This window comes from Streptomyces sp. NPDC059166 (genome assembly GCF_042755185.1).
GTDB lineage: Bacteria > Actinomycetota > Actinomycetes > Streptomycetales > Streptomycetaceae > Streptomyces.
This window is the reverse complement of sequence record NZ_JBHZCI010000021.1, coordinates 21,000-43,194: the sequence shown is the minus strand read 5'-3', so window position 1 is coordinate 43,194 and position 22,195 is coordinate 21,000. Positions and strand designations below refer to the sequence as shown.

Annotated in this window: 20 protein-coding genes; 3 read left to right on the top strand and 17 right to left on the bottom strand. The window is 71.4% G+C overall.

The features are described from left to right. Positions 1-88 precede the first annotated feature (88 nt). The 12 genes from ACFXOA_RS17625 to ACFXOA_RS17570 all read right to left on the bottom strand — a co-directional run bounded on the left by ACFXOA_RS17625 (position 89) and on the right by ACFXOA_RS17570 (position 13,957). Complete coding sequence (locus ACFXOA_RS17625; RefSeq protein WP_385028606.1) at positions 89-1,891, bottom strand: IucA/IucC family protein; 1,803 nt, start codon at positions 1,889-1,891, stop codon at positions 89-91. Then, positions 1,888-2,463 (bottom strand): GNAT family N-acetyltransferase, encoded by a 576-nt coding sequence (locus ACFXOA_RS17620; protein ID WP_385028603.1) that lies wholly within the window; start codon positions 2,461-2,463, stop codon positions 1,888-1,890. The genes ACFXOA_RS17625 and ACFXOA_RS17620 overlap by 4 nt, the downstream gene beginning before the upstream one ends. Beyond that, positions 2,460-3,746, bottom strand: coding sequence for a lysine N(6)-hydroxylase/L-ornithine N(5)-oxygenase family protein (locus tag ACFXOA_RS17615; RefSeq protein WP_385028601.1), 1,287 nt, complete (start codon positions 3,744-3,746; stop codon positions 2,460-2,462). The genes ACFXOA_RS17620 and ACFXOA_RS17615 overlap by 4 nt, the downstream gene beginning before the upstream one ends. Next, positions 3,730-5,178: a pyridoxal phosphate-dependent decarboxylase family protein gene (locus ACFXOA_RS17610; protein WP_385028598.1), complete on the bottom strand. Its 1,449-nt coding sequence runs from the start codon at positions 5,176-5,178 to the stop codon at positions 3,730-3,732. Before ACFXOA_RS17610 ends, ACFXOA_RS17615 begins: the two co-directional genes overlap by 17 nt. A gap of 156 nt (positions 5,179-5,334) precedes the next feature. Beyond that, positions 5,335-6,186, bottom strand: coding sequence for a siderophore-interacting protein (locus ACFXOA_RS17605; protein WP_385028595.1), 852 nt, complete (start codon positions 6,184-6,186; stop codon positions 5,335-5,337). A gap of 73 nt (positions 6,187-6,259) precedes the next feature. Beyond that, positions 6,260-7,288, bottom strand: a complete 1,029-nt coding sequence (locus ACFXOA_RS17600; protein WP_385028592.1) for an ABC transporter substrate-binding protein — start codon at positions 7,286-7,288, stop codon at positions 6,260-6,262. A gap of 175 nt (positions 7,289-7,463) precedes the next feature. Further along, a complete protein-coding gene (locus ACFXOA_RS17595) occupies positions 7,464-7,874 on the bottom strand; it encodes a PIN domain nuclease (protein ID WP_385028589.1) in 411 nt (136 codons plus the stop codon). After that, positions 7,871-8,089, bottom strand: coding sequence for a type II toxin-antitoxin system VapB family antitoxin (locus ACFXOA_RS17590; protein WP_362664032.1), 219 nt, complete (start codon positions 8,087-8,089; stop codon positions 7,871-7,873). Before ACFXOA_RS17590 ends, ACFXOA_RS17595 begins: the two co-directional genes overlap by 4 nt. A gap of 68 nt (positions 8,090-8,157) precedes the next feature. After that, positions 8,158-9,324, bottom strand: coding sequence for an acyl-CoA dehydrogenase family protein (locus ACFXOA_RS17585; protein ID WP_385028586.1), 1,167 nt, complete (start codon positions 9,322-9,324; stop codon positions 8,158-8,160). Positions 9,325-9,331: 7 nt separating this feature from the next. Beyond that, entirely contained in the window at positions 9,332-10,261 is a 930-nt protein-coding gene (locus ACFXOA_RS17580; RefSeq protein WP_385028823.1) for a hydroxymethylglutaryl-CoA lyase, read from the bottom strand. Between the two features lie 17 nt (positions 10,262-10,278). Continuing rightward, positions 10,279-12,327 carry a biotin carboxylase N-terminal domain-containing protein gene (locus ACFXOA_RS17575; RefSeq protein ID WP_385028584.1) on the bottom strand — a complete coding sequence of 683 codons (2,049 nt, stop codon included), beginning with the start codon at positions 12,325-12,327 and terminating at the stop codon, positions 10,279-10,281. Positions 12,328-12,340: 13 nt separating this feature from the next. Further along, complete coding sequence (locus ACFXOA_RS17570) at positions 12,341-13,957, bottom strand: carboxyl transferase domain-containing protein (RefSeq protein WP_385028581.1); 1,617 nt, start codon at positions 13,955-13,957, stop codon at positions 12,341-12,343. A gap of 109 nt (positions 13,958-14,066) precedes the next feature. Between ACFXOA_RS17570 and ACFXOA_RS17565 the strand changes: the two genes are divergently transcribed. After that, entirely contained in the window at positions 14,067-14,684 is a 618-nt protein-coding gene (locus ACFXOA_RS17565) for a TetR/AcrR family transcriptional regulator (protein WP_385028578.1), read from the top strand. 114 nt (positions 14,685-14,798) lie between these two features. Next, a complete protein-coding gene (locus ACFXOA_RS17560; protein ID WP_385028575.1) occupies positions 14,799-15,596 on the top strand; it encodes a phosphatase in 798 nt (265 codons plus the stop codon). Here ACFXOA_RS17560 and ACFXOA_RS17555 read toward each other — a convergent pair. Continuing rightward, complete coding sequence (locus ACFXOA_RS17555) at positions 15,548-16,534, bottom strand: helix-turn-helix transcriptional regulator (protein ID WP_385028572.1); 987 nt, start codon at positions 16,532-16,534, stop codon at positions 15,548-15,550. The genes ACFXOA_RS17560 and ACFXOA_RS17555 overlap by 49 nt on opposite strands. Positions 16,535-16,597: 63 nt before the next feature. Here ACFXOA_RS17555 and ACFXOA_RS17550 point away from each other — a divergent pair, with 63 nt between their 5' ends. After that, on the top strand, positions 16,598-17,749 hold the full coding sequence (locus ACFXOA_RS17550) for an epoxide hydrolase family protein (protein ID WP_385028564.1): 1,152 nt from the start codon (positions 16,598-16,600) through the stop codon (positions 17,747-17,749). A 55-nt stretch (positions 17,750-17,804) separates the two neighbouring features. On the opposite strand, the gene ACFXOA_RS17545 is transcribed toward ACFXOA_RS17550, so the two are convergent. The 4 genes from ACFXOA_RS17545 to ACFXOA_RS17530 all read right to left on the bottom strand — a co-directional run bounded on the left by ACFXOA_RS17545 (position 17,805) and on the right by ACFXOA_RS17530 (position 22,166). Beyond that, a complete protein-coding gene (locus ACFXOA_RS17545) occupies positions 17,805-19,028 on the bottom strand; it encodes a cytochrome P450 (RefSeq protein ID WP_385028561.1) in 1,224 nt (407 codons plus the stop codon). 92 nt (positions 19,029-19,120) lie between these two features. Continuing rightward, positions 19,121-20,083 carry a cation diffusion facilitator family transporter gene (locus tag ACFXOA_RS17540; protein WP_385028558.1) on the bottom strand — a complete coding sequence of 321 codons (963 nt, stop codon included), beginning with the start codon at positions 20,081-20,083 and terminating at the stop codon, positions 19,121-19,123. 28 nt (positions 20,084-20,111) lie between these two features. After that, positions 20,112-20,987, bottom strand: a complete 876-nt coding sequence (gene tesB, locus ACFXOA_RS17535) for an acyl-CoA thioesterase II (protein ID WP_385028555.1) — start codon at positions 20,985-20,987, stop codon at positions 20,112-20,114. 21 nt (positions 20,988-21,008) lie between these two features. Then, a complete protein-coding gene (locus ACFXOA_RS17530; RefSeq protein WP_385028552.1) occupies positions 21,009-22,166 on the bottom strand; it encodes an acyl-CoA dehydrogenase family protein in 1,158 nt (385 codons plus the stop codon). Positions 22,167-22,195 lie beyond the last annotated feature (29 nt).

The window sequence follows — 22,195 nt, the reverse complement described above, 5'->3', positions numbered from 1 at the left end:
ATCGAGATCTTCGCGCGCCCCCTTTCGCTCCCGTCCGCCGGTCCGCCCGTCCGCCCGCCCCGCGCCCCGGGGCGGGCGGACGGGGGCCTCAGAGCCCGGCGAGCGGGTTCCGCAGCCTCCCGGTCAGCTGGAGCGCGCCCGCGGGGTCCTCCAGATCGACCATCTCCCGGTTGTTCCGCAGCTGCAGCCGGTTCAGGCAGGACAGCGCGAAGTCCTCCGCGAACATGTCGTACCGCTCGAACTTCTCCGACAGGTACGGCACCGAGTCCTGGTAGCCCCGGACACACTCGGCGACCGTCCGCCAGAACACCTCCTCGTCCAGGACGCCCTCCGTGGCCAGGTCCGCCGCCAGGAAGCGGAAGAAGCAGTCGAAGACGTCGGTGAGGACCGACAGCAGCTTCATGTCCTCGGGGACGTCGGCGCGGATCCGCTCGACCTGGGGCGGCAGGACCGCCTCCGGGTCCATCACCGCGATCTCCTCGGCGATGTCCTTGAACACCGTCCGCCGCACGACACCGTCCTCGATCACCAGGATCACGTTCTCGCCGTGCGGCATGAACACCAGGTCGTACGCGTAGAAGCAGTGCAGTACCGGGACCAGGTACGCGTCGAGGTAGCGCCGCAGCCATTCGGCCGGCGCGAGCCCCGACTCCGCGATCAGCGCGCCCGCCACCGAACGCCCCTCGGCGTCCGTGTGGATGAGCGCGGCCATCGTCGAGAGGCGCTCCCCGCCGGACAGCCCGGGTACCGGGCTCTCCCGCCAGAGCGCCGCGAGCATCTTCCGGTACGGGGAGCCCTTGGCGGTGGCCGCCTCGTACGTCCGGTGGCGGTATCCGACGGCGGCCCGCTCCCGGATGACCGAGAAACCCGTTCCCCGCAGCAGACCGTCCCGCTCGACCAGCCCTGCCAGCCAGTCGTTGATCGCGGGGGTGGCCTCCATGTACGCGGCGGACAGCCCTCGCATGAACCCCATGTTCAGCACGGACAGAGCCGTCTTCACATAGTGCTTGTCCGGGTGGTCGGTGTTGAAGAAGGTCCGGATCGACTGCTGCGCGAGATAGGTGTCGTCGCCCTCGCCCAGGCAGACCAGATACCGCTGCGCCACCTCGCCCGCGAAGGTGACGGCGAGCTTGTTCCACCACTGCCAGGGGTGGACCGGGATCAGCAGGTAGTCGTCGAGGTCGAGGCCGAGGTCCGTCATCCGCGCGGCGAACCGGCGGAGCGTCTCCTCGCCGAGCTCGCCGGCGATCAGCGTGGGGTAGTCCAGTCCGGCGCCCGCGGTGAAGGTGGCGCGATCACGCCGGGCGGCCAGCCAGACCAGCGCGACCCCGGACGCCGCCTCGGGGGCGTACGCCCGGTACTCGCCGACGCCGAAGCCGAGACGGCCGTTGTTGGCGACAAAGCAGGGGTGACCCTCGGTCACCCCGGTCTCGATCGCCTGGAAACCGGCCACGGCCAGCTGCGCGGAGGTGGTCGGTTCCTTGGTCAGCTTGTACGCGGTTCCGGCCAGGGTGGACGAGATCTCCTCCAGGTACACCGGCAGGATCTCCGCCGACAGCCCCAGCGTGGAGCGCAGCTCGACGAAGAACTCCAGCGCGTCCAGCGGAAGCTCCGTACCGTGCCGGTGCCGGGTGACCGAGGCGGCGTCCACCTGCCAGTGGTCCAGGGCGAACCGGCGTGCGGCGAAGCGGTACTCCACGCTTCCGTCGTCGCCGTGCACGCGGTACCGGCCGTCGCCGAGCGGCTCGGGGGTCAGCAGCCGCTCGTGGGAGAACTCGGCCAGGGCCTTGCGGATCAGCAGCCGGCCGGCCGCCGCCCAGTGCCCGGGGGCCAGATGCCCGGTCGCGGCGGCCTCGGGAGCGGTGGCGGGGTGCGGGGTCGTCGTGGTCATCGGTCCTCTCCAGTGGTCGCGGCCGCGAACTGCTCGCGGGTGCAGGTGCTGAGCAGCGCCTGTTTCTCCGGTTTGGTGATCTCACGGACCACCTCGAAGCCGACGGCCTCGTTCAGCGCCTGCACGGCGGTGTTGGTGACGTCCGGCTCGACGACGACCCGGCGCACGTCCGGGTCCGCGAACAGCGTCTCCATGACGGTCGTGATCACGGCCCGGGTGAATCCGTGCACCGGGGTCTCGGGCGGGGCGACCAGGAAGTGCATCCCCACGTCGCCGGGCTCCGCCTCGTACAGGCCCTTGAGCTCGACCTCGGTGGGGTCGTAGCGCTCCATAAGGAAGGCCGGCCGGCCGTCGTGCAGGCCGATGAAGGCGTCGTGGTGCGGGTGCGCGGCTATCCCCGTGTACTCCCGCTCGACGTCCTCCAGCCGCGCGTCCTCCATCATCCAGAACGAGGACCTGGGGTGGGTCACCCACTCGTGCACCAGCTCCGCGTCCGACCGGTGTCCCGGCCGGGCGGGGGAGGGGTCCAGGGGGCGGACGCTGAACGTCCCGAGCGGTTCACTGCTGCTCATACGGCGAACTCCTGGAAGGCGACGGACTTCTCGACCGGGTAGTAGGGGCGGCCGAGCAGCTCGCCGATGATGTACGCGTTGCGGTAGGCACCCATGCCGAGGTCGGGCGAGGTGACCGAGTGGGTGTGCACCCCGGCGTTCTGCAGGAAGATCCCGCGTCCGGTGGTGTCGATGCTGTAGTTGCGCGCCACGTCGAACCTGCCGCGGCTGTCGTGGCGGATCCGGTCGATGACGGGTTCCAGGAAGGCGGGCGTGGTGTACCGGTAGCCGGTGGCGAGGATCAGGCCCTCGGTGTCGATCTCGTAGTCCCTGCCCTGCTCCTCCTGGCGCAGTCCCAGGGTGTACGTGCCGGTCGACTCCTCGTAACGCGCGCTTTCCAGGCTTGAGTTGGTGAGGAGTCGGGTGGGGACGGGGCCCGGCAGGCTCTTCCGGTAGAGCAGGTCGAAGATCGAGTCGATGAGCTCCCCGTCGATGCCCTTGAACAGCCCTTTCTGGCCGGACTCCAGCCGGTATCGGGTGTCCTCGGGCAGGGCGTGGAAGTAGTCCACGTACTCCGGGGAGGTCATCTCCAGCGTGAGCTTGGTGTACTCGAGCGGGAAGAAGCGCGGGGAGCGCGTCACCCAGTTCAGCCGGTAGCCGTGCACGTCGATCTCGGACAGCAGGTCCTGGTAGATCTCCGCCGCGCTCTGCCCGCTGCCCACCAGGGTGATGGACCGTTTGGCCTGCAGGTTCGCCTTCTCCTGGAGGTAGCGGGAGTTGTGCAGGAAGTCCCCGCCCAGGCCCCGGCACGCCTCGGGGACGTGCGGCGGGGTGCCGGTGCCGAGCACCAGGTGGCGGGCCCGGAAGGCGGCGTCGGCGGTGCGGACGGTGTAGAGGCCCTCGCGCTCCTCGTACGTAACCGACTGTACGGTTTGGTTGAAACGGATACTGCTCAGTTCGGCCGCGGCCCACCGGCAGTAGTCGTTGTACTCGGTCCGCAGCGGATAGAAGTTCTCCCGGATGTAGAACGAGTAGAGGCGGCCCCGCTCCTTCAGGTAGTTGAGGAAGGAGTACGGCGAGGTCGGATCGGCCATCGTGACCAGGTCGGACATGAACGGCGTCTGGAGATGGGCGCCGTCCAGGAACATGCCCGAGTGCCACTCGAAGTCCGGCTTGGACTCCAGGAACAAGCCGTTCAGCTCGTCGACGGGTTCGGTCAGGCAGGCGAGTCCGAGGTTGAACGGGCCGAGCCCGATGCCGATGAAGTCGTACGTGGTGGCGGTGGTCTCAGGAAGCGCGGTCAAGGGAGTCTCCCAGGTACTGCTCGGCGTGGCCGGCGATCAGGTCGAGGACGGCGCCGATGTCGGCCGTGGTCGTCCCGGGGTTGAGCAGGGTGAACTTGAGGTACTGGCGGCCCCCCACCTCCGTACCCGCGACCACAGCCTCCCCCGAGGCGGCGAGGGCCTTGCGGGCGTGGAGGTTGGCCCGGTCGATGTCGCCGGGTGCCGCGACCCGCGCGGGGACGTAGCGGAAGACCAGGGTGGACAGGCGGGGCTCCACCACGACGTCGTAGCGCGGGTCGGCCGCGAGCAGGCGCCACCCCTCGCGGGCCAGCTCGCACACCTCGTCGAACAGCTCACCGATGCCGTCCGCGCCCATGACGCGCAGCGTCATCCACAGTTTGAGGGCGTCGAACCTGCGGGTGGTCTGGAGCGACTTGTCCACCTGGTTGGGGATGCGCTCCGTGACGGCCCGCTCGGGGTTGAGGTATTCCGCGTGGTACGTCGCATGACGCAGCGTGGCCCGGTCCCGGACCAGCACGGCGGACGAACTCACCGGCTGGAAGAAGGACTTGTGGTAGTCCACCGTGACGGAGTCGGCGTGCTCGATGCCGTCGAGCAGTGCGCGCCGGGTGCGGGAGGCGAGCAGTCCGCAGCCGTAGGCGGCGTCCACGTGCATCCAGGTGGCGTACCGCTCGCAGAGGGCGGCGATCCCGGGGAGCGGATCGATGGAGCCGAAGTCGGTGGTGCCCGCCGTGGCGACGACCGCCATCGGTACGGAGCCCTCGGCCTCGCAACGCTCCAGGGCCGCCGCCAGGGCGACCGTCTGCATGCGCTTCTCGCGGTCGACGGGGACGGACACGACGGCGCGGGGGCTCAGGCCGAGGAGTTTCGCCGACTTGCTGACGCTGAAGTGGCTGCACTCGGAGGTGAGGATCCGCAGCCGGCCGAACTCCTCCGGGCGGAGCTTGGTCTCCTCGCGTGCGAGCAGCAGGGCCTGCAGGTTGGACTGGGTCCCTCCGCTGGTGAAGACGCCGTCCGCCGCCGGGCCCAGCCCGATGCGTCCGGCGGTCCAGTCGATCAGCCGGCGCTCGATCAGGGTGCCGCCCGCGCTCTGGTCCCAGGTGTCCAGGGACGAGTTGACGGCGCTGAGTACCGCCTCGCCGACCAAGGCGGGGATGACCACCGGGCAGTTGAGGTGGGCGAGGTAGCGGGGGTGGTGGAAGTAGACCGCGTCACGGAGGTAGACGTCCTCGAGTTCGTCCAGGGCGGCGGTGGTGTCGCCCAGCGGCCGGTCGAGATCGACGGAGCCGACGACGGGGGTGAGCGCGTCGGCGTCCGTGCCGCTGAACGGCCGCGTGACGGAGGTGAGTCTGGCGGCTACCTGGTCCACGCCCGCGTGGACGGAGTGACGGTAGTCCTCCGCCGTCGTGCGATTGAGCAGGTGGGAACGCATGTGGGGGGCCTCCCGGGTAGGGCGTCGTCGCGCCCTCCGGGTACAGCGAGGGGGACGGGGGCGCGACGTTTGGTTAGGTAAGCCTAACCTAATAAAAGTCGCGACTCCCGCCCCCCTGGGGACCGTCACACGAACCCCACAAGACGCGCGAGGGCGTCACGAGGAGACCCGCGCCGCCTCCTCCCGCAGTTCCTCCTCGCTCATGCCCCGACGCCAGTAGCCGACGAAGGTGACGCGACTGCGGTCGAAGTCCCGCTCACCGACCAGGTGGCGGCGCAGCGCGCGGACTCCGGAGGCCTCGCCCGCGAGCCAGGCGTACGGGGTGCCGTCCGGCAGTTCGGCGGCGCGCACGGCCTCCACGGCCGAGGGTGCACCCTCGTCGCGTACGAGCCAGGTGACGCGTGCGTCGGCCTCGGTGCTCAGCTCCAGCCGGTCCCCGGCGTGCGGAACCTCCAGCCACACGTGGGCCTTCGTGCCCGCGGGCAGCCATTCGAGGGCGGCCGACGCGGCCGGCAGGGCCGTCTCGTCGGCGCAGATCAGGACCCACCCGGTGTCCTGCGGGGGCTTGAAGCGGAGCCCGCTGTTGTTCTCGCCGGTGGGGCCCAGCACCTTGAGCCGCTGTCCCGGCGCGGCGGCCTCCGCCCAGCGGCAGGCCGGTCCGCCGTGCTCGTGCACGGCGAAGTCGATGTCCACCTCGGTCGAGCCGTCGGCGGCGCGGCGCTGGGCCCGCACGGTGTACGAGCGCATGACCGCCCTGACGTCGGGGGGCAGGGCCCGCCACGCGGGGAACCACTCGCCGTTCTCGTCGACCGGCACGACGGCCTCGGTCCGGCCCGGATGCGGGAGGAAGATCGAGAGGCTCTGGTCACGGCCTCCCGCGGTGAACCCGTCGGCGCCCGGGCCTCCGAGGGTGATGCGCAGCATCGACGGGCTGAGCCGGGCGGTTCTCAGGACCGTCAGGTCGAAGAACCGGAAAGGGGCGACGGCGGGTGCGGCGGCGGTCGTCATGCGGAGGGTCCTCCCGGGAACCTGAACGGCGGAGGCCCGGCCCGGAGGACGACCCGGGCCGGACCCGGAGGTGTCAGCCGGCCTTCTTGGCCTTCTCGATGGCCTCGGCGAGGGCGTCGAGGATCGGTGCGCACTTGTCGTAGGAGTAGATGGGCTCCGTCGTGCGGGGGATGACCTGGCCGGCCTTCACCGCGGGGAGCTTCGCCCATGTCGGCTTGGAGGTCAGGGCGCCGGGCTGCAGAGCCGAGGAGCGGTTGTCCATCATGATGATGTCCGCGTCGTACTTGTCGACGTTCTCCCAGCTCAACTCCTCGAAGAACCCGGCCGAGTTGACCTTCGGCTCGACGAACTGCACGCCGAGCTCCTGGAAGTACAGGGTGTCGGCGGAGGTCTTGGCGAGGGAGACGTAGAAGAGGTCCTGGCTCGCCGAGCCGATCATGACCTTGATGTTCGGCTGCGACTTGGCGGCCGCCCGCAGCCGGGCCGCGGCCTTCTCGAAGGCGGCCTTCGCGTCGGTGGCCTTCTTGGCCTTGACGTCGGCGCCGAGGGAGGCGGCCAGGTCCTCGTGGCGCTGGATCGCCTTCGGCATGGTGGTCTGCGCGGCCCACAGGGCGACGCTCGGTGCCAGCGCGAGGATCTTGTCCTTGGACTGGTCCGGCACGTACCAGAGGGCGTCCTTCTCCCACATGGCGGTGACGAGGAGATCCGGGGCGAGGCCCGCGTACTTCTCGACGTTGAACTCGCCCCAGACGTTGCCGAGCACCTCGACCTTGTTCACGTCGAGGTCGCCGGCCTGGACGTCCGCCTTGCCGTCGGAGGTCTTCGTCGGGCCGAACACGCCCTTGACCTCGACGCCGTAGTCGTGGAGCGCGGCGGCGACGCCGACGAACGCGACGATGTTCTTCGGTACGGAGTCGGCCTTGACCGTCTGGCCGCGGTCGTCCTCGAAGGACCAGGGGCCGGAGCCCTTCGCGCCCGAATCCGAGGCTGAGCCCTTCTCGTCGCTGCCGCCGCAGGCCGTGAGGGCGGCGCCCAGGCCGATGGCGCCACCGGCGGCCAGCAGGCCGCGGCGGGAGAGGGGGCTGGTCCGGAGGTTGGGCATGAGTGTGTCTGCTTTCGTGCGCGCCGAAGTAACCGATGCCGATTCAAAGGGAAGGCTAGCCTAACTTCACACACCGCTGGTGGGCGGGGCAAGGGGGAGCGGCTGATCCGTTACCCGGGCGAACGACAGCCGCCCTCCCCTGCCGGGAAGAGCGGCTGTCAGGCCGGCGTCGGGCTCAGCCCGCTGCCGTCTGGAGGCGCAGCATGTCGATGTCCGGGCACACCTTCGCGATGGCGCCGAAGTCGTCGTCCACGTGCAGCACGGTGAGCCGGTGCCGACGGGCCGTGAGGGCGATGAGGATGTCGATGGGCGAGGGCCCCCGGTGGTGACCGATCCGCACGAGCTCTCGCTGGACTTCGATGATCCTCGGCCAGGGATCTTCGAGCGCGGGGACCCATCCGAAGGTCTGGCCGAGCATGGTGAAGAACGGTTCATGGTCCCGGTCCGACCGAAGCGCCAGCATGAGCTCGGACTCCACGGGCGGGCACAGCGACACGAGACCCTGGGCGACGCGCCTCGGCCAGGGTTCGCCCACCTGACGCCGAAGCAGTCGCCAGACCGCTGATGTGTCGGCGAGATACGTCATAGCCCTGACCGCTCCCGCTCTTCCAGGATGTCGAAGTCCAGGAACTGGTCCGCGTTGTCCTGCAGCCAGCGCAAGGCCCGGGCCCGGTCGTCCGCGCTCACCGCGGCAGCTATCGTCAGCGCCCGATTGATCGTCTCCCGCTTGGTCGAGGTGCCGAGCTGCTGCTGGGCGAACGCCAGCATCCGGTCGTCCACATCCACGAGGGTCTTCGTCATGGTGGACCTCCTGGGGCCGATGGGTATATACGTGTAGCGTCGAGTATATACCCGTCCCCCTTCCTGCCTCAGGCGCCCACGCCCAGCTCCCGGGCGATCAGCATCCGCTGGACCTCGCTGGTGCCCTCGCCGATCTCCAGGATCTTGGAGTCCCGCCACATCCGGGCCACCGGGTACTCGTTCATGAAGCCGTAGCCCCCGTGGATCTGCGTCGCGTCGCGGGCGTTGTCCACCGCGACCGTCGACGAATAGAGCTTGGCGATCGCCGCCTCCTTCTTGAAGGGCTCGCCCGCCACCAGCCGGGAGGCCGCGTCGCGCCAGCCGATCCGGGCCATGTGCGCCCGCATCTCCATGTCGGCGATCTTGAACTGGATGGCCTGGTTGGCACCGATCGGCTTCCCGAAGGCGTGGCGCTCCCGCGCGTACTTCAGCGACTCGTCCACGCAGCCCTGCGCCAGGCCCGTCGACAGCGCCGAGATGGCGATCCGCCCCTCGTCCAGGATCCGGAGGAACTGCGCGTAGCCGCGGCCCTCCTCGCCCAGCAGGTTCGCCGCGGGGACGCGGACGTCGGAGAAGGACAGCTCCCGGGTGTCCGAGGCGTTCCAGCCGACCTTGGAGTAGGGGGCGGCCACCGTGAAGCCGGGGGTGCCGGACGGGACGATGATCGCGGAGATGCGCGGGGAGCCGTCCTCCTTGCGCCCGGTCACCGCCGTCACCGTCACCAGTTCGGTGATGTCCGTGCCCGAGTTGGTGATGAAGCACTTCGAGCCGTTGATCACCCACTCACCCGCGGCCTCGTCCAGCACGGCCGTCGTCCGGGTGCCGCCCGCGTCCGAACCGCCGTCCGGCTCCGTCAGGCCGAACGCGCCGAGCGCCTCGCCGGAGCAGAGCTTCGGCAGCCACCGCTGCTTCTGCTCCTCGGTGCCGAAGCGGTAGACCGGCATGGCGCCGAGCGAGACCCCGGCCTCCAGGGTGATCGCCACGGAGGAGTCGACCCTGGCCAGCTCCTCCAGGGCGATCCCCAGGGCGAGGTAGTCCCCGCCCATGCCGCCGTACTCCTCGGGGAAGGGCAGGCCGAAGAGGCCCATCCGGCCCATCTCGGCGACGATCTCGTACGGGAACTCGTGGCGCTCGTAGAAGTCACCGATCTTCGGGGCGATCACATCGTGTGCGAACTCCTCGACGGTGCGGCGCAGTTCCTCGTGCTCGGCGGTCAGCCGGTGGTCAAGGGACATGGGTGCTTCACTCCTTGTGGGACAGCGCGCGGACGGTACGGGACGGGCTCGGGCGGCCCAGTTGTTCGGCCATCCACACGCTGGTGGCGGTGAGTGCGCCGAGATCGACCCCGGTTTCCACGCCGAGGCCGTCGAGCATCCACACGAGATCCTCGGTGGCGAGATTTCCGGTCGCGCTCTTCGCGTAGGGGCAGCCGCCGAGCCCGCCGGCGGACGCGTCGACCGTCGTCACCCCGTGCTGCAGCGCCGCCAGGGTGTTGGAGAGCGCCTGGCCGTACGTGTCGTGGAAGTGCACCCCGATCGTGTCGGTGGGCACCCCCTCGGAGTTCAGCCCGGTCAGGAGTTCGCCCACGTGGCCGGGGGTGGCCACGCCGATCGTGTCCCCGAGGGAGAGTTCGTCGCAGCCCAGGTCCATCAGCGCCTTCGCGACCCGCACCACCTGGGGGACGGGCACGGCGCCCTCCCACGGATCGCCGAAGCACATCGACAGATAGCCGCGCACCCGCACCCCGGCGTCCTTCGCACGGGCCACGACCGGCTCGAACATCGCGAGCGACTCGGCCACCGTGCGGTTGAGGTTGCGGGCGGCGAACGTCTCGGTCGCCGAGCCGAACACCGCGATCCCGCGCGCGCCGAGCGCGAGCGCCCTGTCCAGGCCGCGTTCGTTCGGTACGAGCACGGGCAGTTCCACCTCCCCGGCCGCCGCAAGGCCGTCGAGCATCGGGAACAGCGCCTCGGCGTCGGCGAGCTGGGGCACCCACTTCGGGTGCACGAAGCTGGTCGCCTCGATCGTGGTGAGCCCGGCCGCCGCGAGGCGGTGGACGAACTCCGCCTTCACCTCGGTGGGGACGACGCCCTTCTCGTTCTGAAGACCGTCGCGGGCGCCGACCTCGTGGACGCGCACCCGGGCGGGCAGCCCCCGCGCGGGCACGGTCATGGGCAGTCCGGTACCGCTCACGACTCCTCCTTCCGGTCCACCACGGCCAGGATCTGGTCCATGGCGACCGTGCTGCCCGCCGAGACGTCCAGTTCGGTGACGGTGCCGGCGTGCGGGGCGGAGATGACGTGCTCCATCTTCATCGCCTCGACGACCAGCAGGCTCTGCCCGGCCACGACCTCGTCGCCGACCGCCACCTTCACCACCGTGACCGTCCCCGGCATCGGCGCGGCGAGGGTGTCCGCCCCGGACCGGGCGGCCCCGCTCAGGGACGCCTCCACCGGATCGTGGTCCTGGACGTGCCAGGTGTCGCCGTCCCGGCCGAGCCAGACGCCGTCGGGGGATCCGGCCCGGCTGAACGTGTGGGTCAGACCGCCGTACTCGACGACCACCCGCATACCGGAGTCCTCCACCAGCCGGGACGACGAAGGGCCGGGCAGCGGCGGCACGGGGCCGCACGCGTCGTCGCGCTCCTCCCGGTCCCCGGCGTGACCGAAGGTCAGCGCTGCGGTGCCACCCGGCTCCGCCCGCACCCCCACCCGCACCGGGTCGAGGCCGGGCACGCGGAAGTGGTGGAAGGTTTCCGCGGGCGTGCCGCCGAGGCGCCAGCCGCTGGGCACCGAGAAGGGGTCGACCCAGCCTCCGGTGGGCGCGGGCCGCGCCTGCCGCAGCAGCGCCGCCGCCGCGTACACCTCCTCCGGGACCCCGTCCGGCACCAGGCCGTCAGCCTCGCGCTCCACCAGACCGGTGTCCAGCTCACCCGCGGCCACCGCCGGATGCGCCAGCAGCCGGCGCAGGAACCCCGCGTTCGTGGGGACGCCCAGCACCACCGTGTCCGCCAGTGCCGCCCGGAGCCTGCGCAGGGCGGTCGCCCTGTCGGGGCCGTGGGCGATGACCTTCGACAGCATCGGGTCGTAGGTGCTGCCCACGGGCACACCCTCGCTGAGCCCCGAGTCGGTGCGCACCCCGCCGCCCTGCGGCTCGCTCAGCGCCAGCACCGTGCCGCCGGACGGGAGGAAGCCGCGCGCGGGGTCCTCCGCGCAGACCCGGGCCTCGACGGCGTGCCCGGTGAGCGTGATGTCGCCCTGCGCGTACGGCAGGGGCTCGCCCGAGGCGACCCGCAGCTGCCAGGAGACCAGGTCGAGCCCGGTGACCAGCTCGGTGACCGGGTGCTCCACCTGGAGGCGGGTGTTCATCTCCATGAAGTGGTACGACGAGGGGTCGTCGCCCGGGACGATGAACTCGACCGTACCCGCGCCCACGTATCCGCAGGACCGGGCGGCCTGGACCGCGGCCTCTCCCATCGACGCCCGGAGCGATTCGTCGAGGAGGACCGAGGGCGCCTCCTCGATGATCTTCTGGTGGCGGCGCTGCAGCGAGCACTCGCGCTCGCCGAGGTGCAGCACCGTCCCGTGCGCGTCGGCCAGCACCTGGATCTCGATGTGCCGGGGCCGGTCGATCCACCGCTCCACCAGCAGGGTGTCGTCGCCGAACGAGGCGCGCGCCTCGCGCCGGGCCGACGCGATCTCGTCGCCCAGCAGCGCCTCCTCCCGCACCAGCCGCATGCCCTTGCCGCCGCCGCCCGCCGACGGCTTCAGGAGCACGGGCATGCCGATCTCCCGCGCCGCCGCCTCCAGCTGGCCGTCGGTCAGGCCGCTCCCGGAGGAGCCCGGTACCACCGGGACACCGGCCTTCGAGACGGTCTCCTTCGCCCGGATCTTGTCGCCCATCAGCGAGATGGCCTCGGCCGGCGGGCCGATGAAGACCAGCCCGGCCTCCGCGCAGGCCCGCGCGAAGGCGGCGTTCTCGGCGAGGAAGCCGTACCCCGGGTGGACGGCCTCCGCGCCCGTACGCCGGGCGGCCTCCAGGAGCCGCTCCACCGACAGGTAGCTCTCCGCGGCGGGCGCGGGGCCGATCCGTACCGCGGTGTCCGCCTCGCGCACGTGCCGGGCGTCCGCGTCCGCGTCGCTGAAGACGGCCACCGACCGCACGCCGAGCTCGCGCAGGGTCCGGATGACCCGGACGGCGATCTCGCCACGGTTGGCGACCAGAACAGTGCTGAACATGGAAGTCCTCACATCACATCCGGAAGACGCCGAAACTGGGCTCGCCCAGCGGGGCGTTGGCACACGCGGTCAGGGCGAGCCCCAGCACCTGCCGGGTCTCCATGGGGTCGATCACTCCGTCGTCCCAGAGCCGGGCGGTCGCGTAGTAGGCGTTGCCCTGCTGCTCGTACTGGGCGCGGACCGGGGCCTTGAAGGCCTCCTCCTCCGCGGCGGGCCACTCCTCGCCCCGGCCCTCGATCTGGTCGCGCTTGACCGTGGCCAGCACCGAGGCGGCCTGCTCGCCGCCCATGACGGAGATCTTGGCGTTGGGCCACATCCACAGGAAGCGGGGCGAGTAGGCCCGGCCGCACATGGAGTAGTTCCCCGCGCCGTAGGACCCGCCCACCACGACCGTCAGCTTCGGGACCCGGGTGCACGCCACGGCCGTCACCATCTTGGCGCCGTGCTTGGCGATACCGCCCGCCTCGTAGTCGCGGCCGACCATGAAGCCGGAGATGTTCTGGAGGAACACCAGCGGGATGCCGCGCTGGTCGCACAGCTCGATGAAGTGGGCGCCCTTCTGCGCGGACTCCGCGAAGAGGATGCCGTTGTTGGCGACGACGCCGACCGGGTGGCCGTGGATCCGGGCGAAGCCGGTGATCAGCGTCTGGCCGTACTCCGCCTTGAACTCGGCGAAGCGCGAGCCGTCCACCACCCGTGCGATGACCTCCCGCACGTCGTAGGGCGTGCGCGGGTCGACGGGAACCGCGCCGTACAGCCCCGCCGGGTCCGCCTTCGGCTCCTCGGCCGGCTCCACCGACCAGGGGAGGGGGCCGCGCTCCGGAAGCGTCGCGACGATGTTGCGCACGATCCGCAGCGCGTGCGCGTCGTCCTCGGCGAGGTGGTCGGTCACCCCGGAGACGCGGGAGTGCACCTCGCCGCCGCCCAGCTCCTCCGCCGTCACGACCTCGCCGGTGGCCGCCTTCACCAGCGGGGGACCGCCCAGGAAGATCGTGCCCTGGTTCCGGACGATGACGGCCTCGTCGCTCATCGCGGGGACGTACGCCCCGCCCGCCGTGCAGGAACCGAGCACCGCCGCGATCTGCGGGATGCCGGCGCCCGACATCCGCGCCTGGTTGTAGAAGATCCGGCCGAAGTGCTCCCGGTCGGGGAACACCTCGTCCTGCATCGGGAGGAAGGCGCCGCCCGAGTCCACCAGGTACAGGCAGGGCAGCCGGTTCTCCAGCGCGACCTCCTGGGCCCGGAGGTGCTTCTTCACCGTCATCGGGTAGTACGTGCCGCCCTTGACGGTCGCGTCGTTGGCGACGATCACGCACTCCCGGCCGCTGACCCGCCCGATCCCGGCGATCACCCCGGCGGCCGGCGCGGCTCCGTCGTACAGCCCCTCGGCGGCGAGCGGCGCCAGCTCCAGGAAGGGTGAGCCCGCGTCGAGCAGGGCGTCCACCCGCTCCCTTGGCAGCAGCTTGCCGCGCGCCACATGCCGGGCGCGGGCCTTCTCACCCCCGCCGAGACGAGCCGTGGCGAGCCGCGTGCGCAGCTCCTCGGCGAGCGCGTGATGCGCCGCCTCGTTGGCCTGCCAGGCCTCCGAGGCGGGATCGGCCGCACTCACCAGGACCGGTGCCTGCTGCATCCTGTCGAGCCCCCTTGCCCGTACCGCGGTAGTCGGATGACGTTAGTGAGCGTTAACGTGTGAGGCTCAGGTTAACGAGCGCTAACCCCCCTGTCTAGAATGAATCCCCATGAGCACCCATGCCGCCGCCCGTGTCGCGGCTCCCACCCGCCGCGAGCAGATCCTCCGGGAGGCTGCCCGGCTCTTCGCCGAGCGCGGCTTCCACGGTGTCGGGGTCGACGAGATAGGGGCCGCGGTCGGTATCAGCGGTCCCGGTCTCTACCGGCACTTCCCCGGCAAGGACGCCATGCTCGCCGAGCTGCTCGTCGGTATCAGCGAGCGCCTGCTGGCGGGCGGCAGGCTGCGCGTCACCGAGGACGGCGCCTCCGGGAACTCCCCGGACGCCCTCCTGGACGCGCTCATCGAGGGGCACATCGACTTCGCCCTGGACGACCGCCCCCTGATCACCCTGCACGACCGAGAGCTGGACCGCCTGCGTGACACCGACCGCAAGCGCGTCCGCCAGCTCCAGCGCCAGTACGTCGAGGTCTGGGTGGACGTCGTGCGCGCCCTCTACCCCTCCCTCCCGGAGGGTGAGGCCAGGGTCACCGTCCACGCGGTGTTCGGGCTGCTGAACTCCACCCCCCACCTCACCCGTCCGGGTGCCCTCCCGGACCGCGCCGCCACGGCGGCGCTGCTGCACCGGCTGGCGCGGGGGGCGTTCGAGGCGGCGGGCCGCGCGGGCTGACACCCTGCGGCGGCCCGTGAGCAGGACGCCGCGCCGCGCCGCGGGCGGGCCCGCGGGCGTTCCGCCGTACGAGACGCCGGGCGCGCGGCGAGGTGCCCACGGCACAATGGGCGCATGCCGATACCCAGCCGCGCCGCCCTCGTCGAGCACCTCGTCCGTACGCGCATCGCGGGCGACGTCGCCACCCCCCGCGACAACAACCTCTCCCACTACCGCCAGCTCGCCAACGGCAACCGCCATTTCTGGCTCGGGCTGGAGCTCGGCGACCGGTGGACCGACGAGCAGGACGTCCTGGCCGTGATGGCCGAGCGATGCGGGGTCAACGACGATCCGGAGCACCGGCAGGGGCAGGACACCATCGACCCGGAGCTGACCGTCGACGCCCTCGACCGGATGGCGGCCCGGCTGCGCAAGGCGGCGGCCGGCGGGGAGCGGGTGCTGTTCGCGACCGGCCACCCCGGCGGACTGCTCGACGTGCACCGCGAGACCGCGGAGGCGCTGCGGACCGCCGGGTGCGAGATCGTCCGCATCCCCCAGGGCCTGACGACCGACGAGGGCCGGGTCCTCCAGTTCGCCGGTGTCGCCGTGCTGGAGCGCGGCGCCACCCTGTGGCACACCCACTCGCCCGCGCCGATGGCCGCGATCCTCGACGCCATGGAGCGCGAGGGCCGGCCCCGCCCCGACCTCGTGGTGGCCGACCACGGCTGGGCCGGATGCGCCGGCCGGTACGGCGTCGACTCCGTCGGATACGCCGACTGCAACGACCCCGCGCTCTTCCTCGGGGAGGCGGAGGGCACCCTCCAGGTCACCGTGCCCCTCGACGACCACGTCATCGACCCGCGCTACTACGACCCGATGACGGACTACCTGCTGGACGCGGCGGGACTGGCGCCCTCGGTCGACCGCGCGTAGCGCCCGGCCAGCTCCCGCAGGTGCCCGACCAGCTCCGGCGGGCCGGTCACCGTGAAGTCCAGGCCCAGCATCCCCAGGTGCACCCCGAGCGACTCCAGGGAATCGGCCCCGGTGTCCAGGACGCAGGTGCCGGCGTCGACGGTCTCCACGGTGCCCACCGCCGGGTTGATCCGCTCCAGCACCGCCTCGGCCGGAGCGTGCACCGTCACCCGTGCGCGGTGGCGCCAGGCCGCCGCCGACGCGTTCCCCGCGACGTACGCGGCGGCTCCGCCCTCCGGGTCCTCGCGCGGGGCGAACCGGGGGCCGGCCGGGAGCCGGGGAGTGAGCCGGTCCACCCGGAAGGTGCGCCAGGCCTCGCGGTCCACGTCCCAGGCCACCAGGTACCAGCGGCGGCCCCAGTTGACGACGCGCTGCGGCTCCACCAGCCGGCGTGACGACGCCCCGGTGTGCCCGAGGTAGTCGAGGCGCAGCCGCTCGTGGTCCCGGCACGCGGCGGTCAGCGTCATCAGCAGCTCGGTGTCCGCCCCCCGCGCGGGCCGGTCCGCCGGCACCGGCACGGCGTACTCCTGGAGGGTGCGGACGCGTCGCCGCAGGCGTGACGGCAGCACCTGCTCCAGCTTCGCGAGCGCGCGCCGCGCGGTCTCCTCCGCCCCCGCCAGGGCGCTCCCCGGTACGTTGCGCAGGGCGACAGCCACCGCGACGGCCTCGTCGTCCTCCAGGAGCAGCGGAGGCATCGCACTGCCGGCGGCCAGCCGGTAGCCGCCCGTGGTGCCGCGGGTGGCGTCCACCGGATACCCCAGGGTGCGCAGCCGCTCGATGTCGTTGCGTACGGTCCTGCCGCTCACCCCGAGCCGCTCGGCGAGCTCCGAGCCCGGCCACTCGCGCGGGGTCTGCAGCAGGGACAGCAGGCGTAGCAGACGTGCCGACGTCTCCAGCATCGCTCGCGACCCGCCGTCCCGATAGGAATGAACCGTGCCTATATCCCTCCTATGGTTTCACCCATGGAGCACAGCAGCAAGACCGCAGCAGACACGTCCGTCCGCCCCTTCAAGGTCGACATCCCGCAGGCCGACCTCGACGACCTCCGCGACCGTCTCGCCCGGACCCGCTGGAACACCGGGGTGCGAGGGCTCGACGACTGGTCGCGAGGTGTGCCCTCCGGCTATCTGAAGGAACTCGCCGCGTACTGGGCGGACGGCTTCGACTGGCGCCGGGCGGAGGACCGGCTGAACGCGTTCCCGCAGTACCTCACGGAGATCGACGGCCAGGACATCCACTTCGCACACGTCCGCAGTGACCGGGCCGACGCCACCCCGCTGCTGCTGATCCACGACTGGCCGGGCTCGTTCGTCCAGTTCGCCGACGTGATCGAGCCCCTGTCCCGCGACTTCCACGTCGTGGTCACCTCCACACCCGGCGTCGGCTTCTCGGGCCCGCTGTCGTCGCAGGGCTGGAACACCGGCAGGATCGCCGAAGCCTTCACCGAGCTCATGTCCCGCCTCGGCTACGACCGCTACGGCGTCCAGGGCAACGGCGGCGGCGCCTGGACCGCCGCCGAGATGGGCCGTATCGCCCCCGCACAGGTCATCGGCGTCCACGTCAACGGGCTGGTCACCTTCCCTTCCGACGACCCGGCCGACTTCGCCGGACTCACCGAGGGCGAGCAGGCCCGGCTGGAGCGCCTCCAGCACTTCCGCGACGACAAGATGGGCTTCAACGTCATCCAGTCCACCCGCCCCGAGACGGTGGCCTACGGCCTGAACGACTCACCCGTCGGCCAACTCGCATGGATCATCGAGAAGTTCAAGGAATGGACCGACCCGGCGAAGGACCTCCCCGAGGACGCGGTGGACCGCGACACCCTGCTCACCAACGTGAGCGTGTACTGGTTCACCGGCACAGCGGGATCGTCGGCCCACCTCTACTACGAGATGGCCCACGACCCCGCTGCCTGGGCTCCGAAGGAGCGCGGCACCGTCCCCACCGCCGTGGCCGTCGCCCTGCCCTCCGACGTCGCGATCCGCCGCTTCGCCGAACGCGACCACGACGTGGTGCGCTGGACCGAGTTCGACGAGGGCGGCAACTTCCTCTCCCTGGAGCAGCCGGAGCTCCTGACCGAGGACGTACGGGAGTTCTTCGCCGGCCTCCGCTGAGGCGGACGGCGCCCCGCGAGGCCGGTCCGGGCGGTCGACCTCACGGGCGGTGTCCTCAGGGACGCAGCCTGACGGGCAGGGTCCGGTGGCCGTTGCTGATCAGCGAGGCCACCGGCGCCATGTCCCCCTCCGACGGGGCGAGCCGTGCGTCCGGGAAGCGGTCGAAGAGGGCGCCGAGCGCCACCTCCGCCTCCATCCTCGCCAGAGCGGCGCCGAGGCAGAAGTGGATGCCGTGACCGAAGGCCAGATGGTCCTTGGTGACCCGGGTGGCGTCGAAGGTGCCGGCGTCCTCGTGCCAGTCCGGATGGCGGTTGGCCGCCGCGTAGGAGGCGAGGATGGCCTCGCCCTCGGCGATGGTCCGCCCGTCGGGCAGGGCGATGTCGGTGACGGCGTACCGCAACGGCAGGTGCTTGACCGGCGGTGAGTGGCGCAGGGTCTCCTCCACGACGTCCGCCCAGGACGCCCGGCCCTCCCGGACGTGTGCGAGCTGGCCGGGCCGCGTGAGCAGGGCGTGTACGGCCTGGTCGATCAGGTTGCCCGTCGTCTCGTATCCCGCGTTGATCACCAGCAGCAGGGTGTCGCGCAGCTCCTGCGCGGACAGCCCCGGCCCCTGGGCCCCCTCCTCTCCCATCGCGATCAGCACCGAGGCCAGGTCGTCGCCGGGGGCCGCCCGTTTCGCGTCGATGAGACCTTCGAGCAGTGCGTACAGCCGCGTGGTGTTGGCGGCGGCCTCCTGGGCGTCCAGGGTGGTGTCGAAGACACCGTCGACGAGGGTGCGGAACTCGACGGCCCGCTCGTCGGGCACTCCCAGCAGGTGGCTGATGACCGCGATGGGCAGCGGATACGCGAACGTGTCCCGCAGATCGGTGACCTCGCCGGGGGCGGAGGACTCCAGGCCGGACAGCAGCTTCTCCACGATCGCCTCGACCGTCGGTCTCAGCGCGGACATCCGGCGGGCGCCGAACGCCGGGGCGACGATCCGGCGCAGGCGGCGATGGTCGCCCCCGTACGCGGTGAACATGTTCTCCACCGCCACCCACAGGGCCAGGGGCCAGCTCCGCACGGCACGGTCGAAGCCGGGCCAGTGCCGGCGCGCGTCCTTCGAGACGGCGGGGCTGGTCAGCAGTTCCTTCAGAAGGGCGGGATCCGTAACGGACCAGGCCTCCACCCCCAGTATGTCGACGCGCACCGCCGGCCCCTGGGCGCGTAACAGCTCGTGCTCCGCGTCCGCGTCGCGGGCTGTGGGGTCGAGGACGATGGGCGTCGCTTGCTCGGTCACGGCGTCACTCCCGGGTCGGGTTCGGTGTGCGAGACCGGGCTACCCAGCTTCCGGGCCCCGGACGCCCCACCGTCCGACCCGGCACCGGATGTCTACGACCCGACGTCGCTCCCGGGCGCCCTCCGGCCGCGCCCCGGCGTCGGGTCGAGGTACACCCGGCGGATCGCCGGGTAGCGTTCCCGCAGCTGCTGCTCCGCCTCCTCGCAGGCCCACTCGATCTCGCCGGCCGTGGCGGCGTCCCGGAAGTCGATCTTCGCGGCGACGAGCACCTCCTCGGGCCCCTGGATCAGCGTGGTCAGCTCCAGGACCTCCAGGACGTGCGGCACGGACAGCAGTTCCTCGCGGACCCCGGCGCGCATCCCGGCCGGCAGCGGCCGGCCGATCAGCAGCTGGGCGTTGGAGCGGCAGAGCACCCAGGCCACGTACACCAGCAGGACGCCGATGAGGACCGAGGCGACGCCGTCCCATACCCCGGAACCGGTGAGCTGCCCGCCGAGCAGGCCGCCGGCCGCGAGCACCAGTCCGGCCAGGGCCGCGGAGTCCTCCAGCACGACCGCCTTGACGGCGGTGTCGGGGGTCCGGCGCAGATAGCGCGGCGCCGTGACGCGCAGCCGCGCGGCCTCCCCGCGCACCTGGCGGAGCCCCGTACGCAGGGAGAAGCCCTCCAGCAGGAAGGCCACCGCGAGGACGACGTAGGAGACCAGGGGATCGCCCAGTTCCTCACCCCGCACCAGGGTGTGGATGCCGTCGTACAGCGAGAACACCGCCCCGCCGACGAACGTCGCGACGGCGGCGAGCATCGCCCAGATGTACCGCTCGGGGCCGTAGCCCAGCGGGTGGTCCTCGTCGGCCGGCCGCGCACCGCGCTTGAGCGCGGTCAGCAGCATGACCTCGGTGACGGTGTCGGCGACCGAGTGCGCCGCCTCCGAGAGCATCGCGCTCGAACCGCTGATGAGACCCGCCACCAGCTTCGCGGCGGCGATGCCGAGATTGGCTGCCGCCGCGACGACGACGGTGAACGTGGACTCGCTGCCGCCTGACCGGTCGTCACTCATGACGGGCAGTATGTCCGAATACGCACCGTCAGGCCCTCGGGACGCGGACCAGCCCCTCCTGGATGACCGTGATGGCCAGCTTCCCGTCGGCCGTCCAGATCCTGGCCTGGCCGAGACCCCGCCCGCCGGACGCGGAGGGCGACTCCTGGTCGTACAGCAGCCACTCGTCCGCCCGGAAGGGGCGGTGGAACCACATCGCGTGGTCCAGGCTGGCGCCCACCACGTCGCCGACCGACCAGCCGCCGCGCCCGTGGGCGAGCAGCACGGAGTCCAGCAGCGTCATGTCGGAGACGTACGTCGCCATGCACACGTGCAGCAGCGGGTCGTCGGCCAGCTTGCCGCGCGTCCTGAACCACACCTGCGAGCGGGGCTCGCGGGGTTCGCCGGCGGTGGCGAACGGCGGGGCGTCCACATAGCGCAGGTCGACGGCGGCCCGCGCCTCCACCAGCCGGTCGGCGAGCCGCGGATCGGCGAACCGGTCCACGTACCGGTGGAGCATCTCCTCGGTCGTCTCCAGGGTCTCGGGGTCCGGGGCGTGCGGCATGACCCTCTGGTGGTCCATGCCCTCCTCGTGGACCTGGAACGACGCCGAGAGATGGAAGATCGGCTTACCGTGCTGGACGGCCACCACCCGCCGGGTGGTGAAGGAGCGTCCGTCGCGGATCCGGTCCACGTTGTAGACGATCGGCGCCCCGGGGTCGCCGGGACGCAGGAAGTAGGAGTGCAGGGAGTGCGCGCCCCGGTCGGCCGGGACGGTCCGCCCGGCCGCGACCAGGGCCTGGGCGGCGACCTGGCCGCCGAAGACGCGGGGCACGACCGCGGAACGGCTCTGACCCCTGAATATGTCCTGCTCGATCCGCTCGAGGTCGAGCAGATCGAGCAGGGAGTCGAGTGCTTCGCTCATGGAGGAGAAACGTAGCCGTTCTCAGAGGCCCATGGACTTGGCGATGATCGACTTCATGACCTCGCTGGTGCCGCCGTAGATGCGGTTGACCCGGTTGTCCGTGTAGAGGCGGGCGATCGGGTACTCGTTCATGAAGCCGTAGCCGCCGTGCAGCTGGAGGCAGCGGTCGATCACCCGGTGCGCGACCTCGGTGCAGAAGAGCTTCGCGGACGCGGCCTCGGCGGGGGTGAGCTCGCCGGCGTCCAGCGCCTCGATCGCCCGGTCGCAGACGGCCTCGGCGGCGTCGACTTCGGCCTTGCAGGCGGCCAGCTCGAACTTGGTGTTCTGGAAGGACGCCACGGACTTCCCGAAGACCGTGCGGTCCTGGGTGTACTGCTGGGCGAAGCGGATCGCGGCCTTCGCCTGGGCGTAGGCGCCGACGGCGATGCCCAGGCGCTCCTGGGGGAGGTTCTGGCCGAGGTAGGAGAAGCCCTTGTTCTCCTCGCCGAGCAGGTCCTCGACGGGGACCTTGACGTCCACGAAGGCCAGCTCGGCGGTGTCGGAGACCTTCAGGCCCAGCTTGTCGAGCTTGCGGCCGACGGAGTAGCCCTCGGACTTGGTGTCGACGACCAGGAGCGAGATGCCGTGGCGGCGGTCGTCGGGCTTGGGGGAGTCGGTGCGGGCGCAGACGATGACCTTGTCGGCGTGGACACCGCCGGTGATGAAGGTCTTGGCGCCGTTGAGGACGTAGTGCGTGCCGTCCTCGGAGAGCTTGGCGGTGGTCTTCATGCCGGCCAGGTCGGAACCGGTGCCCGGCTCCGTCATGGCTATCGCGTACATCGTCTTCCCGGAGACGAAGTCCGGGAGCCAGCGCTTCTTCTGCTCCTCGGTCGCGTACGCCTTGATGTAGGGCAGGCAGAGCAGGACGTGCACACCGGAGCCGCCGAAGGAGATGCCCGCGCGCGCGGTCTCCTCGTACAGGATCGCCTCGAACTTGAAGCTGTCGATGCCCGCGCCGCCGTACTCCTCGGGCACCTCGATGCCGAAGATGCCGAGCTCGGCGAGCTTGTAGTAGAAGTCGCGGGGCGCCTGGCCGGCGGCGAACCACTCGTCGTAGACGGGGACGACCTCGGCCTCGATGAAGGCGCGGATGGTCTCCCTGAACGCCTCGTGGTCCTCGTTGTAAACCGTACGGCGCACGGGGTGCCTCCTGGTGTCAGCTTCGGCTT